We start from the raw sequence: 13,315 nt of genomic DNA, 5'->3' as shown, positions 1-13,315 counted from the left end.
TTGATATTTCTAAGTAAATATCACAAATAGCCATCATCGACTGCCCGGGCAGCCCCGTTCCTTGATGACAAAAACAAAAAACGCCTGCGGTGAACTGCAGGCGTTTTTACTTTTGGGCAGACGCTCTCCTTCAGAACGGCAGCTTGGGCATACCTCCGCCGCCCATCATGCCTTTCATTCCCTTCATGCCACCCATTTTCTTCATCATCTTCATCAGGCCGCCGCCCTTCATCTTCTTCATCATCTGCTGCATCTGGCCGAACTCGTTCAACAGGCGATTGACCTCCTGTACTTGCACTCCGGCACCTGCGGCAATGCGCTTTTTGCGAGTGGCCTTGATCTGTTCGGGCTTGGCCCGCTCATACGGCGTCATCGAGCAGATGATGCCTTCCTTGCGGCGAATTTCGCGCTCCGCCTTGTCCATGTCCACCTGACCGGCCTTGCCCGCCAGCTCGGTCGGCAGCTTGTCCATCAGTGTGGACAGGCCACCCATCTGCTTCATCTGCTGCAGCTGGCCCAGAAAATCGTTCAGATCAAAGCCGTCGCCGGATTTGATCTTTTCGGCCATCTTCTGCGCGGCCTCCATGTCCACGCCCTTGGTGACCTGCTCGACCAAGGCCACGATATCGCCCATGCCCAGCACGCGCTGCGCATGACGCTCGGCATCGAACACCTCCAGGCCATCGATCTTTTCGGAGACACCGGCAAACTTGATGGGCGCACCCGTGATCTGGCGCACCGACAGCGCAGCGCCGCCACGCGAATCGCCATCGAGCTTGGTCAGGACGATACCGGTCAGCGGCAGCGCTTCCTTGAATGCCTTGGCAGTGTTGATGGCATCCTGGCCCTGCATGGCATCGACGACGAACAAGGTCTCGACAGGCTTGAGCGCTCCGTGCAATTGCTGGATTTCCTGCATCAACACTTCGTCGATGGCGAGGCGCCCGGCCGTATCGACCAGCAACACGTCAAAATAGTGCTTCTTGGCGTAGTCCAGCGCAGCATTGGCGATATCCAGCGGGTTCTGGTCAGGCGTGCTGGGAAACCATTCAGCACCGGCCTGCTTGGTGACCGTTTTGAGCTGCTCGATAGCTGCCGGGCGGTAGACGTCTCCCGACACCGTCAGCACCTTTTTCTTGCGCTTTTCAATCAGGTGCTTGGCCAGCTTGGCAGTGGTGGTGGTCTTGCCCGCACCCTGCAGGCCAGCCATCAGGATGACGGCGGGTGGCTGGGCGTTGAGGTTGATGTCCGCCACGCCCTCGCCCATGGTGACGGCAAGTTCCTTGTTGACAATCGAGACCAGGGTCTGCCCGGGCTTGAGGCTACCAAGCACCTCCTGCCCCAGGGCCTTTTCCTTGACGCGGGCAATGAAATCCCGCACCACAGGCAAGGCAACATCTGCCTCCAGCAAAGCCATGCGCACTTCGCGCAACATGTCCTGCACGTTCGATTCGGTAATACGGGCCTGTCCGCGCATCTCCTTGACGAGGCGCGACAGTTTATCGGTCAATGCGGAAGCCATGGGCAGTGATAGGTAGTTGGAGTGGCAAGCGGCGCTACAGCGCCAGGCCGCGGTGCGGCTTGCTGCAGGCAAAAGACCATTTTAACCCTTACCCATCTGCCTGCCCGCAGCCCGTGATCCTGCGGGTCTGCGCGCCGCCTGCAGGCTGCCACATGAAAGGACCCTCCAAGTAAAGCAGCATGCTGCTGACGGCAGCTATCATAGGCACATGCCCTTTTCTTCTTCCACAGTGGCCGGAGCCGGTCTTGTCGGCTGGATACTGGCCCTGGCTGCGGCGCTTGCCTATGCCCTGCCGGCGCTTGCCACCCAACGCCTGCAGGAGCGCGGCGCCAAGCGCTCGCTCCTCGTCGCCTGGGCCTTGCATGCCGCCAGCCTGGTGTGGGGACTGGCCGGGCATGAGCCCCGGTTCGGATTTGCGCCGGCCTTGTCCGTCACGGCCTGGCTGGTGCTGACCGTGTATGTGGTCGAGCAGCAGTTGTACCCGCAATTGCGTTCACGCTGGCCACTGGCTGCACTCGGCAGCGTAGCGGTACTGCTGGCCGTGATTTTCCCCGGAACCCCATTGCATGTCGATGCGTCGCCGTGGCTGCCGCTGCACCTGGCGCTCGGCATTGCATCCTACGGTCTGTTCGCTGCCGCGGTCGTACATGCTGCGCTGATGACGCGCGCAGAACGCCAGATGCGCCAGCATGGCGACCACGACGGTGGCTTGCCGCTGCTGACGCTTGAGCGATTGACATTCCGCTTTGTAGGTGCCGGGTTCGCTCTGCTCACCGCCACTCTGGCGGCGGGCTGGTTCTTTGGCGAGGCACTGTACGGCAAAGCCTGGATATGGAATCACAAGTCGGTCTTCAGCGTATTGTCCTGGCTGACTTTTGCCATCCTCCTGTTTGGCCGCAGGCGCTTTGGCTGGCGAGGGAGACAGGCGGTGAACATCCTCTACGCAGGTGCCCTGCTGCTGCTGCTGGCCTATGTGGGCTCGCGCTTTGTACTGGAAGTGATCTTGGAGCGCTGAGCAACCATGAAGTATTTGCTGGTTTTACTGCTGGTGGTGATCGCCTGGCACATCTGGCGTGGCAAACGCGTGCAAAACGCTCGGCCAGCACCTAAAAAGACGCTGGCTCAACCCGAGCCCATGGTGCATTGCGCCCACTGCGGCGTGCATTTCCCGCAATCGGATGCCATCAGCCACCGCGGCAAGCAGTACTGCTCGCAAGCGCACCTGGCCGCCGCCAGCAATACGACGCCGTCGCCATGACCCCTGCTGCAACGCCGCTGGACACCCCCTTTCGGCGCCTATGGCGGGTGTACCTGGCTGCCCGTGTGGTGGTGGCCGTGCTGCTGGCCATCGGCTCTGTTTTGCTGGCTCCTGTTCACGCGCGGCAGTTGCTCCCCCAATTGGCCATACTGGCCATCTATGGCGCGCTTGCCATCCTGTATGCCGTCATCAGCCAGCAGCCACCGCCACAACGCAAGGTCTATGCCTGGCTGCCGACCATCGGGCTCGATCTGTTGCTGATATCGCTGCTGGAAGTGACAAAGACCGGCAGTTACACGCTTACACCGCTGTTCGGGCTGACCGTTTTGTTTGCCGGCACACTGGGCGGCTGGCTGGTGGTTCTGGGCACCTGCGCCTACATCACGATTTTTCTGCTGATGGAGACCCTCACGGCAACAGCATCGGTGCTGGATCTCGAAGTTACGCAGAATACCGTGCAAGCGGGCCTGGCGGGTGCGGCCTACTTCCTGGTGGGTATCCTGGTCCGCCTGCTGGCAGCACGTGTGGAGCGCGAGACACGGCAGGGTCTGCGCGCCGCAGCCGCAGCCAATCAGCAGGAGCAGGTCAATGCATTGATCCTGCAGAACCTGCCAGACGGCGTTCTGGTGGTGGACCAGCAGCTTCAGGTGCACAGCGCCAACCCCGCTGCCATGGCACTGCTGCAGCAGCTCACCACTCCCGTGCCATTGCAGCAGCTGGGGCTACTGCCGGCATGGCAAGGCGTGGTGCACCAGATCAACGACACCTTTCGCAATGGCGAAGCCATCTCCAGCGATCAGGCCTTGATCGCGCCAGGCTCCGCCCCCGTCGGCCTGCACGTCCGAACCTGGCTGACCCACCCGCTACCGGGATTGGGCACCATCGACAGCGCGGACAATGACCCGTTGTGCCTCGTTTTCCTCCATGACCTGCGTGAAATGGAAGCGCGCCTGCGCACCGAAAAGCTGGCTGCCATGGGGCGTATGTCGGCTGCTGTGGCACACGAAATCCGCAACCCGCTCGCAGCCATTACCCAGGCCAATGCGTTGCTGGACGAAGACCTGACCGACCCCAACCTCAAGCGCCTCACCTATATGGTCGAACAGAACGCCCAACGCCTTGGAAGGATTGCGGAAGACATTCTGGACATCGCTCGGGTGCATAACCAGATACAGCCCGGAGAAGGCGAAGCCGTACTGCTGGACGACACCGTCTACGAAATCTGCAATGACTGGATGGCGCTCGCGCCAGCCGCGCACCAAGTGGCGCTGTCCCTGCATGCCGAGGGCAGTCTGGTGGCATTTGACACAGGGCATCTGCGCCAACTGCTGTACAACCTGCTCAACAATGCGCAACGCTACCGCAGCGACCATGCCGATGCCTTGCAGGTAACCACCTCCAGCACCCTGGCCGGCACGGCCACCATGGTAGTGTGGAGCGACGGTCAGCCCATCGAGCCGACCATCGAGAAGCACTTGTTCGAGCCCTTTTTCTCGTCGGAGAGCCGCTCGAGCGGACTTGGTCTGTACATCTGCCGGGAGCTGTGCACCCGCCACGGCGCTATGATCCGCTATGAAAGACAAAGCGCCCGTCACTCGAATATACGCGATGGGAATGCTTTCATCGTGCAGTTCCGCAGGGCTGCCAACTCCGTTGCACAACCATCTCTTGAGCGCCTGCTGCCGATATGAGTTTTGAAAATACCTCCGTTCTGGTCGTGGACGATGAGCCCGACCTGCGCACGCTGTATGAACTGACGCTGCTGCGTGAGGGCTACCGCGTGCATACGGCTGGCTCGGTGCAGGAAGCGCAGTCCCAATTGCAGCAGCAGCAGTTCGATATCCTGATCACCGACATGCGACTGCCCGATGGCCTGGGCATGGAGCTGCTGCAGACGCTGCGCAGCCAGGGGCGCAGTGAGCGCGCCATCGTCATCACCGCCTATGGCTCGGCCGAAAATGCCATCGCCGCCTTGCGGGAAGGCGCCTTCGACTACCTCACCAAACCGGTCGATCTCAAACAATTCCGCCAGGTTGTCGCATCCGCGCGCCAGGGCCTGCCCAGTCCCTCTCCCGTGCAACAAGCACCGGCAGGCGACAGCAGTGCCCGATCCCCGGCAGCGGCAACAGCTCCAGCCAAGGAGCTGGTGGGCCAGTCACCAGCCATGCAGCAGGTGCGTGAGCGAATCGCCAAGGTGGCCAGCAGCATGGCGCCCATTCTGGTGCGCGGCGAATCCGGTACTGGAAAGGAACTGGTCGCCCAGGCCCTGCACTCCCACAGCCAGCGCGCTGCGGGCCCGATGGTGGCCGTCAACTGCGGTGCGATCCCGGAAGCGCTGCTGGAAGCCGAATTCTTTGGCGCCAAGAAGGGCTCCTACACCGGCGCAGCCCAGGACCGGGAAGGTTTTTTCCAGGCCGCGCATGGAGGTACCCTGTTTCTTGACGAGATCGGCGAACTGCCGCTGGCCATGCAAGCCAAATTGCTGCGGGCGATTCAGGAGCGAAAAATCCGCCCCCTCGGTGGTCAGCAGGAAGAAGCTGTCGATGTCCGCATCGTCAGCGCCACGCACCGTGACCTGGCGGCCGATGTGGCGCAAGGGCGCTTTCGCCAGGACTTGTACTACCGACTCAATGTCATCGAGATCGTGATTCCGCCTCTGCGCGAGCGGCGTGAGGACCTGCCTCAGTTGTGCACCGTGTTGCTGCAGCGCATTGCGCAAGACCACGGCCAGCCCGCCTACCAGCTGACGGAAGAGGCCCTCGCCACCATTGCGGCCTACCCGCTGGCTGGCAATGTGCGCGAGCTGGAGAACCTATTGCTGCGCTCGGTCGCCTTGAGCGACGGATCACTGCTGAAAATAGACCAGCCAGCAAAAGCCTGGCAGCCAGACCCGGCCAATGCAGCCCCGCCACCCGCTGCGCAAGCGGCATTCCGGTTGCCAGAACCCTCCGCAACACCGGCCTCTCTGCCTTTGGCCGTTGGCGCAGCAACTGCGCCGCCCATCCCCGGCAATACCTACCCTTGCGACCAAGACCTGCCCCAGGATCTGCAAACCTGGATGGACGAGCTGGAGCGAGACATACTGGTGCGGGCACTGCGCGAATTCGGCTTCAACCGCACAGCGGCGGCAGCGCGCCTGGGCATCAGCCTGCGGCAAATCCGCTACCGGATGGAGCGGCTGCACATCGCAGATACGCATGACGGAGTTCCTCACCAGTGACGCCCGCCCCACGCGCATCGCAATTGCCATCAGCCTGGGATGCCGGATGGCTACAAATGGCCACCCACTGTCCGTCACCCAATTTCGGCCCTCGGCCTGCAGCCACGGACATTGACCTGCTGGTACTGCATTCGATCAGCCTGCCCCCCGGCATCTATGGCACCGGAGACGTACAGCGCCTTTTTGTGAACCAGCTGGACTGGGACGCACATCCTTATTTTCAAGGCATCCGCGGGCTGAAGGTGTCTTCGCACTTCTTTATCACCCGAGTTGGCACCGTCTGGCAGTTTGTAAGCTGCAATGACCGAGCCTGGCATGCAGGTGCGTCCAGTTGGCAGGGGCGTGAGCGCTGCAACGACTACTCCATCGGCATTGAACTGGAGGGCCTGGAGGGCCTGCCTTTCGAGGCAGCGCAATATGCGGCCTTGGCTCAGGTCTGCCAGCATGTCGAAGATGAATACTCAATCCGTCAGATTGCGGGGCATGAACATGTGGCCCCGGGACGCAAGCAGGATCCGGGCAGCGGCTTCGTCTGGCCTCAGTTGCAACAGATGCTGAACTGGCCCCGGGCCATGTTTCCGCCAGGTACCGTCTAGCTACGCTCCTTCTGCATTTTCAAAGCCCTTGGCGGCACCCGCCCCATCAGGAACGCGTGCATAACTGCACGCTTGGCATGGACGCCACACGCCGTCTGTCGTTGCCACTCGCGGCCAACATTTTTTTCAATCGCATGCAGGCCATGCATTGCCCGATGTGAGGCCCGCTTTTCCCTGCAAGCACGCACCAGCGCTGCATTCGCACACCGAAAACATGCATCGGCGCGCATTGCCGCGCATGCTGCGATGCAACGCAGACAGCTTTATCACAATTTGTCACGACTCATTTCCATATATTGCGAAGTACACTATAGGTAGTGTTCAACAGGCCGCCAGACACTATATGTAGTGTCCCGAGCGTTCCCAGCCCTTTCCTGCGGGTTCCTGCTGACGTCGCTTTTTTCGATTTTCTACCGGTTTTTTTCAAGAGTTTCAGAGAGGACAACATGAACGCCGACTCGCTTTCCGCCGAACTGACACAACAGGACTCCAGCAAGCGCACGATTGACGGTTTCACCGTTCTTCCCGACTACCAGATCATTCGCCGGAACGGTGCCGTCGTTCCTTTCGAGCCGCCAAAGATCACCACCGCCATGATGAAAGCCTTTTTGGCGGTGCATGGCACCCAGGGCTCCGCATCAGCCAGCGTGCGCGAAGTGGTGGAGAACCTCACTCACACTGTGGTTCGCGCCCTGATGCGCTCACGCCCTGGCGGCGGTACCTTCCATATTGAGGATGTGCAGGACCAGGTGGAACTGGGCCTGATGCGCAGCGGCAACCATGAAGTGGCGCGCGCCTATGTGCTGTACCGCGAGCGCCGCAACCAGGAACGCGCACAGTTGCACGCCGAGCACGCGCCCGCCCAACCGGAGCTCCACGTGCTGGACAAGGGCCAGCGCGTGGTGCTGGATGTGAAAAAGCTGCACGACCGCATCACCGCTGCCTGTCAGGGCCTGGGCCAGGATGTGGACCCTGCGCCGGTGCTCAGCGAGACCCTGCGCAATCTGTACGATGGCATGAACATGGACGAGGTTTTCAAAGCCTCCATCCTGGCCGCCCGCACCCTGATCGAAAAAGAGCCTGACTACACCTTTGTGACCGCTCGGCTGCTGCTGCACACCATCACGCGCGAAATCCTGGGCCAGGATGTGGCAGCCTCCGACATGGGCGCGGCCTATGCTGCCTACTTCCCAGGCTACATCGCCAAGGGCGTAGAGCACGACCTGCTCAACCCCGACATGCTGAATTTCGACCTGCCGCGCCTCGCCTCGGCCCTGAACGCCGAGCGTGACCAGCAGTTCGACTACCTGGGCCTGCAGACGCTGTATGACCGCTATTTCCTGCACGTCAAAAAGCAGCGCATCGAGCTGCCCCAGGCCTTCTTCATGCGCGTGGCCATGGGCCTGGCGCTCAACGAGAAGGACCGCAATGCGCGCGCCATCGAGTTCTATGAGCTGCTGTCGTCGTTCGACTTCATGTCTTCCACGCCTACGCTGTTCAACAGCGGCACGCAACGCTCGCAGCTCTCCTCCTGCTACCTGACCACGGTCCCCGACGATCTGGGCGGCATCTATGACGCCATCCGTGAGAACGCACTGCTGTCCAAGTTTGCTGGCGGCCTGGGCAACGACTGGACGCGCGTGCGGGCCCTGGGTGCCCGCATCAAGGGCACCAATGGCGAATCGCAGGGCGTGGTGCCTTTCCTCAAGGTGGTCAATGACACGGCCGTGGCCGTGAACCAGGGCGGCAAGCGCAAGGGCGCGGTCTGCACCTACCTGGAAACCTGGCACCTGGACATCGAAGAATTCCTGGAGTTGCGCAAGAACACCGGCGATGACCGCCGCCGCACCCATGACATGAACACGGCCAACTGGATTCCCGACTTGTTCATGAAGCGTGTGATGGAAAAAGGCAGCTGGACCCTGTTCTCGCCATCCGATGTGCCGGATCTGCATGACCTGTTCGGCGCCGCGTTCGAGAAGGCCTACACCGCCTACGAAGCCAAGGCTGCCACCGGAGAAATTGCACTCTCCAAAACCCTGCCTGCTGTCGACCTGTGGCGCAAGATGCTGTCGATGCTGTTCGAGACCGGCCATCCCTGGATCACCTTCAAAGATGCCTGCAACGTGCGTTCACCCCAGCAGCACGCCGGCGTGGTGCACTCCTCCAATCTGTGCACCGAGATCACGCTCAATACCAGTGACACCGAAACCGCTGTCTGCAACCTGGGCTCGGTCAACCTGGCCCGCCATATCAAGGACGATGGCAACGGCGGCAAGCAGCTGGACCAGGACAAGCTGAAAAAGACGGTCAATACCGCCATGCGCATGCTCGACAACGTCATCGACATCAACTACTACGCCGTGGACAAGGCGCGTGACTCCAACATGCGCCACCGCCCGGTCGGCCTTGGCATCATGGCTTTCCAAGACAGCCTGTACCAGTTGCACATTCCCTATGCCAGTGATGCCGCCGTGCAATTTGCCGACGAATCGATGGAAGCCGTGTGCTACTACGCCTACTGGGCGTCGACCGAGCTGGCCAAGGAGCGCGGCGTGTACTCCAGCTACCAGGGCTCGCTCTGGAGCCAGGGCATCCTGCCGCCCGATACGCTGGACATGCTGGCCCAGACCCGTGGCAATGCAGACTATGTACAGGTGGACCGCAGCGCACGCCTGGACTGGGAAGCCCTGCGTAAGAAAATTGCCAAGGACGGCATGCGCAACTCCAACTGCGTTGCCATCGCGCCCACGGCGACCATCTCGAACATCGTCGGCGTCGACGCATCGATCGAGCCATCCTTCGGCAACCTGTCCGTCAAATCCAACCTGTCGGGTGAATTCACCGTCATCAACCAGTACCTGGTGCGCGACCTCAAGCGCCTGGGTCTGTGGGACGAAGTGATGGTGATGGACCTGAAACACTTTGATGGATCACTGCGCCCGATCGATCGCGTTCCGCACGAGCTCAAGGCTCTGTACGCCACCGCATTCGAAGTCGAGCCCGTCTGGCTGGTGGAAGCCGCGTCGCGCCGCCAGAAATGGATCGACCAGGCCCAGAGCCTCAATATCTATATTGCAGGCGCATCCGGCAAGAAACTGGACGACACCTACAAGCTCGCCTGGGTACGTGGCCTCAAGACCACCTACTACCTGCGCACCACCAGCGCCACACAAGTCGAAAAGTCCACCGTGCAAAGTCGTGTGCTCAATGCAGTGCCCAGCGCGGGCGCCGCGCCCGCTGCCACCGTGAGCGCACTGGATGCCGCTGCCGCAGCGGCCCGTTCGCAGGCCCCGGCCACCGACGTCAAGTTCTGCGCGATTGACGACCCCGGCTGCGAAGCCTGCCAGTAAACCTTTAGCCATCCACGCACGCGCCATCCCAATAATCCGTGGCCCGTGCGTCAGCCAGCAACGCAGATGGAGAGAACTAAATGCTGAGTTTTGAAGAAGAATCGCAAGCCACCGCAGCCATGCCCCAGGCAGGCAGCGGTACTGCCAGTACCCACAAGCGTGTCAATGCCGCCGACAAGCGCATCATCAACGCCAAGACCGACGTGAACCAGCTCGTTCCGTTCAAGTACAAATGGGCTTGGGAAAAGTACCTCGCCACCTGCGCCAACCACTGGATGCCGCAGGAAGTGAACATGACGCGCGACATCGCGCTGTGGAAGTCGCCCGATGGCCTGACGGAAGACGAGCGCCGCATCGTCAAGCGCAACCTGGGCTTCTTTGTCACCGCCGACTCGCTTGCGGCCAACAATATCGTGCTGGGCACCTACCGCCACATCACCGCCCCCGAATGCCGCCAGTTCCTGCTGCGCCAGGCATTCGAGGAAGCGATCCACACGCACGCCTACCAATACATCGTCGAGTCCCTGGGCCTGGACGAAGGCGAGATTTTCAACGCCTACAACGAAGTCAAATCGATCCGCGACAAGGACGAGTTCCTGATCCCGTTCATCGAAGCGATCATGGACCCGGACTTCCATACCGGCACGCCCGAGACCGACCAGACCCTGCTCAAGAGCCTGGTCGTCTTCGCCTGCCTCATGGAGGGCCTCTTCTTCTACGTGGGCTTCACGCAGATTCTGGCACTGGGCCGGCAGAACAAGATGACCGGTGCCGCCGAGCAGTACCAGTACATCCTGCGCGATGAATCGATGCACTGCAACTTCGGCATCGACCTCATCAACCAGCTCAAGCTGGAGAACCCGCACCTGTGGACGCCCGCGTTCAAGGACGAAATCAAGGCACTGTTCCTCAAGGCCGTCGACCTCGAATATGCGTACGCCGAAGACACCATGCCGCGCGGCGTGCTGGGCATGAATGCCTCGATGTTCAAAGGCTACCTGCGCTACATCGCGAACCGCCGGGCCACGCAGATCGGATTGGAGGCATTGTTCCCCAACGAAGAGAATCCGTTCCCATGGATGAGCGAGATGATCGATCTGAAAAAGGAAAGAAATTTCTTCGAAACACGCGTCATCGAATACCAGTCTGGTGGTGCGTTGTCGTGGGATTGAAGAGCATTGAAAGTGCGAACCCAAGAAAAATGTGGTTTTCCTGATAGAAAACTGTGAAATTTGGCGTCTTTATTGAGGTTTGCACTATGACAGTTGCTAGCAGCTGATGCACAATTCAGTTTGCTATCAAAACTTCGTGTCGAATTCAATCAGGCATGAAGTCTGCTTTCTAAATTGACCGAAGGAGAAGAGCATGGCAACGTCCAAAGCAAGCAAGAAGTCTGCAGACACCAAGGCAACTGCTAAGAAGGCTGCAACTACCAAGGCTGCTGCCCCCAAGGCCGCAGCAAAGCCCAAGGCCGTCAAGGCCGCCGCTGCCAAGCCAGCGGCCAAGAAGACTGCAACCAAGGCAGCAGCCAAACCTGCAGCCAAGGCAGCAAGCACCAAAAAAGCTGCTGCCAAGCCAGCAGCCAAAAAGGCCGCCGCTAAGCCGGTAGCCAAGAAAGCTGCAGCACCTGCCAAGAAGGCTTCTGCAAGCAAGGCCGCCGCCAAGCCAGCAGCAAAGAAGGCTGCCACCAAGGCCGTAGCCAAGAAGGCTGCAGCACCTGCCAAGAAGGCAGCGGCTCCAGCAAAGAAGGCAGCAGCCAAGCCTGCAGCGAAAAAGGCTGCAACCAAGGCCGTCGCCAAAAAGACCGCTGCCAAGCCAGCAGTGAAGAAGGCAGCACCCGCCAAGAAGGCTGTTGCTGCCAAGGCTCCTGCAAAGAAGGCCGCCGTCAAAGTGGTGGCCAAAAAGGCCGCAGTGAAGGCAGCTCCAGCCAAGAAGGCTGCTGCAGCTAAACCTGCTGCAAAGCCTGCAGCCAAGCCAGTTGCAAAGCCTGCGGCAAAGAAGGCGGCTCCAGCCAAGAAGGCAGTTGCAGCAAAGCCCGCAGCAAAAGCTGCCGCCAAGCCTGCTGCAAAGAAGGCTGCTCCTGCCAAGAAGGCTTCCGCAAAGCCTGCCCCTGCTGCAGCGCCTGCTGCTGCTGCATCCGCAGAGCCTGTGAAGACCGTGCTGAGCACCAACGCAGCCTGGCCCTTCCCAACCAGCAACCGCCCTCAATAAGAGCACGCGGCTTCTCAAAACAAAACCGGCTTCAAGCCGGTTTTGTTTTTGCTGCATCAGATATCAGCCACGTGGTGCAAGTACCAGCCTCAGCTGTCTTGCATTTGCAGGCATGGAGTCAACCCAATGCCCACCTGCAAGCTGGCAACTCCTGGGGTTGTTTTGACATGGGCCGTTGCAACGCGGTATCCAATGCGGACCCAACCCCTTCAGGAGCTCTGGATCATTCTTACACCGCTGCCGGATCGAAATCGAGCGTGTAGTTCTGCGGGCCGCGCGATGCGATCTTGAGCGCCCCCATGCGATTGCCCAATACCACGCAATCGTGCAAGGTGCGGCCGTTTTCCAGGCCCCACAGCAGCCCACCGCGCCAGGCATCGCCACAACCGGTGGGATCGACCACGGTCTTGGCCTGGGTGCCTGGCACATGGGTCTGCACGCCGTTTTCCCAAAGCGCGCAGCCTTCGGCTGCCAAGGTCACCATAAGCCCCTTGACCTGTTTGGAAATCTCTTCGAACGACAGCCCGGTACGATCGCTCAGCATCTTGCCTTCGTAGTCATTCACCGTCACCCAGGTCGCCAGGCTGATGAAGTGGCACAGCTCCTCGCCATTGAACATCGGCAGACCCTGACCAGGATCGAATACAAAAGGGATGCCTGCGGCATGCAGTTGCTCGGCATGCTGCAGCATGGCATCGCGCCCATCAGGCGCCACGATGCCAATGGCTGCACCGCAATCCTTGGTGATCTGGTTTTGATGCGCCTGCATCATCGCCCCAGGGTGAAAGGCAGTGATCTGGTTGTTGTCCAGGTCGGTAGTGATCATGCATTGGGCGGTGTAGGTATCTTCCAGCTTCTTCACAAAGCGGGTATCGATACCCAGGTGTTGCATGTGCGCCAGATAACCATCGCCATCATCGCCCAGCATGGCCATGGGCAGCGGCTTGCCACCCAGTAGTTGCAGGGCGTAGGCAATATTGCCGGCGCAGCCGCCAAAGTCGCGGCGCAAGGTGGGCACCAGGAACGATACGTTCAGAATGTGGATCTGCTCGGGCATGATCTGGTCGGCAAAACGGCCATCAAAGGTCATGATGTTGTCAAACGCAAGCGAACCGCAAATCAGCGAGGCCATGTAAATCCAATCCTTTTCAATCA

At 60.4% G+C, this 13,315-nt stretch carries 10 protein-coding genes; 8 read left to right on the top strand and 2 right to left on the bottom strand.

Annotation, left to right across the window (positions count from 1 at the left end; genetic code table 11):
* Positions 1-130 precede the first annotated feature (130 nt).
* Positions 131-1,522, bottom strand: coding sequence for a signal recognition particle protein (gene ffh, locus LAD35_RS03345; RefSeq protein ID WP_224151306.1), 1,392 nt, complete (start codon positions 1,520-1,522; stop codon positions 131-133).
* A gap of 208 nt (positions 1,523-1,730) precedes the next feature.
* Here ffh and LAD35_RS03340 point away from each other — a divergent pair, with 208 nt between their 5' ends.
* The 8 genes from LAD35_RS03340 to LAD35_RS03305 all read left to right on the top strand — a co-directional run bounded on the left by LAD35_RS03340 (position 1,731) and on the right by LAD35_RS03305 (position 12,160).
* Complete coding sequence (locus LAD35_RS03340; RefSeq protein ID WP_224151305.1) at positions 1,731-2,537, top strand: cytochrome C assembly family protein; 807 nt, start codon at positions 1,731-1,733, stop codon at positions 2,535-2,537.
* Between the two features lie 6 nt (positions 2,538-2,543).
* On the top strand, positions 2,544-2,780 hold the full coding sequence (locus LAD35_RS03335; RefSeq protein ID WP_224151304.1) for a PP0621 family protein: 237 nt from the start codon (positions 2,544-2,546) through the stop codon (positions 2,778-2,780).
* Positions 2,777-4,471 carry an ATP-binding protein gene (locus LAD35_RS03330; RefSeq protein WP_224151303.1) on the top strand — a complete coding sequence of 565 codons (1,695 nt, stop codon included), beginning with the start codon at positions 2,777-2,779 and terminating at the stop codon, positions 4,469-4,471. Before LAD35_RS03335 ends, LAD35_RS03330 begins: the two co-directional genes overlap by 4 nt.
* Positions 4,468-6,000, top strand: coding sequence for a sigma-54-dependent transcriptional regulator (locus LAD35_RS03325; protein ID WP_224151302.1), 1,533 nt, complete (start codon positions 4,468-4,470; stop codon positions 5,998-6,000). The genes LAD35_RS03330 and LAD35_RS03325 overlap by 4 nt, the downstream gene beginning before the upstream one ends.
* A complete protein-coding gene (ampD, locus tag LAD35_RS03320) occupies positions 5,997-6,596 on the top strand; it encodes a 1,6-anhydro-N-acetylmuramyl-L-alanine amidase AmpD (protein ID WP_224151301.1) in 600 nt (199 codons plus the stop codon). Before LAD35_RS03325 ends, ampD begins: the two co-directional genes overlap by 4 nt.
* A 446-nt stretch (positions 6,597-7,042) precedes the next feature.
* The gene (locus LAD35_RS03315) at positions 7,043-9,949 is read left to right on the top strand and encodes a ribonucleoside-diphosphate reductase subunit alpha (RefSeq protein ID WP_224151300.1); all 2,907 of its coding nucleotides are present in this window, start codon (positions 7,043-7,045) and stop codon (positions 9,947-9,949) included.
* A gap of 119 nt (positions 9,950-10,068) precedes the next feature.
* Complete coding sequence (locus LAD35_RS03310) at positions 10,069-11,121, top strand: ribonucleotide-diphosphate reductase subunit beta (RefSeq protein WP_377779381.1); 1,053 nt, start codon at positions 10,069-10,071, stop codon at positions 11,119-11,121.
* Between the two features lie 193 nt (positions 11,122-11,314).
* Complete coding sequence (locus LAD35_RS03305; protein WP_224151298.1) at positions 11,315-12,160, top strand: hypothetical protein; 846 nt, start codon at positions 11,315-11,317, stop codon at positions 12,158-12,160.
* Between the two features lie 229 nt (positions 12,161-12,389).
* Here the strand turns inward: LAD35_RS03305 and LAD35_RS03300 are convergent, their stop codons facing one another.
* Complete coding sequence (locus LAD35_RS03300) at positions 12,390-13,292, bottom strand: carbohydrate kinase family protein (RefSeq protein WP_224151297.1); 903 nt, start codon at positions 13,290-13,292, stop codon at positions 12,390-12,392.
* Positions 13,293-13,315 lie beyond the last annotated feature (23 nt).

This window comes from Comamonas odontotermitis, assembly GCF_020080045.1.
GTDB lineage: Bacteria > Pseudomonadota > Gammaproteobacteria > Burkholderiales > Burkholderiaceae_C > Comamonas > Comamonas odontotermitis.
This window is presented reverse-complemented; position numbering and strand designations above follow the sequence as displayed.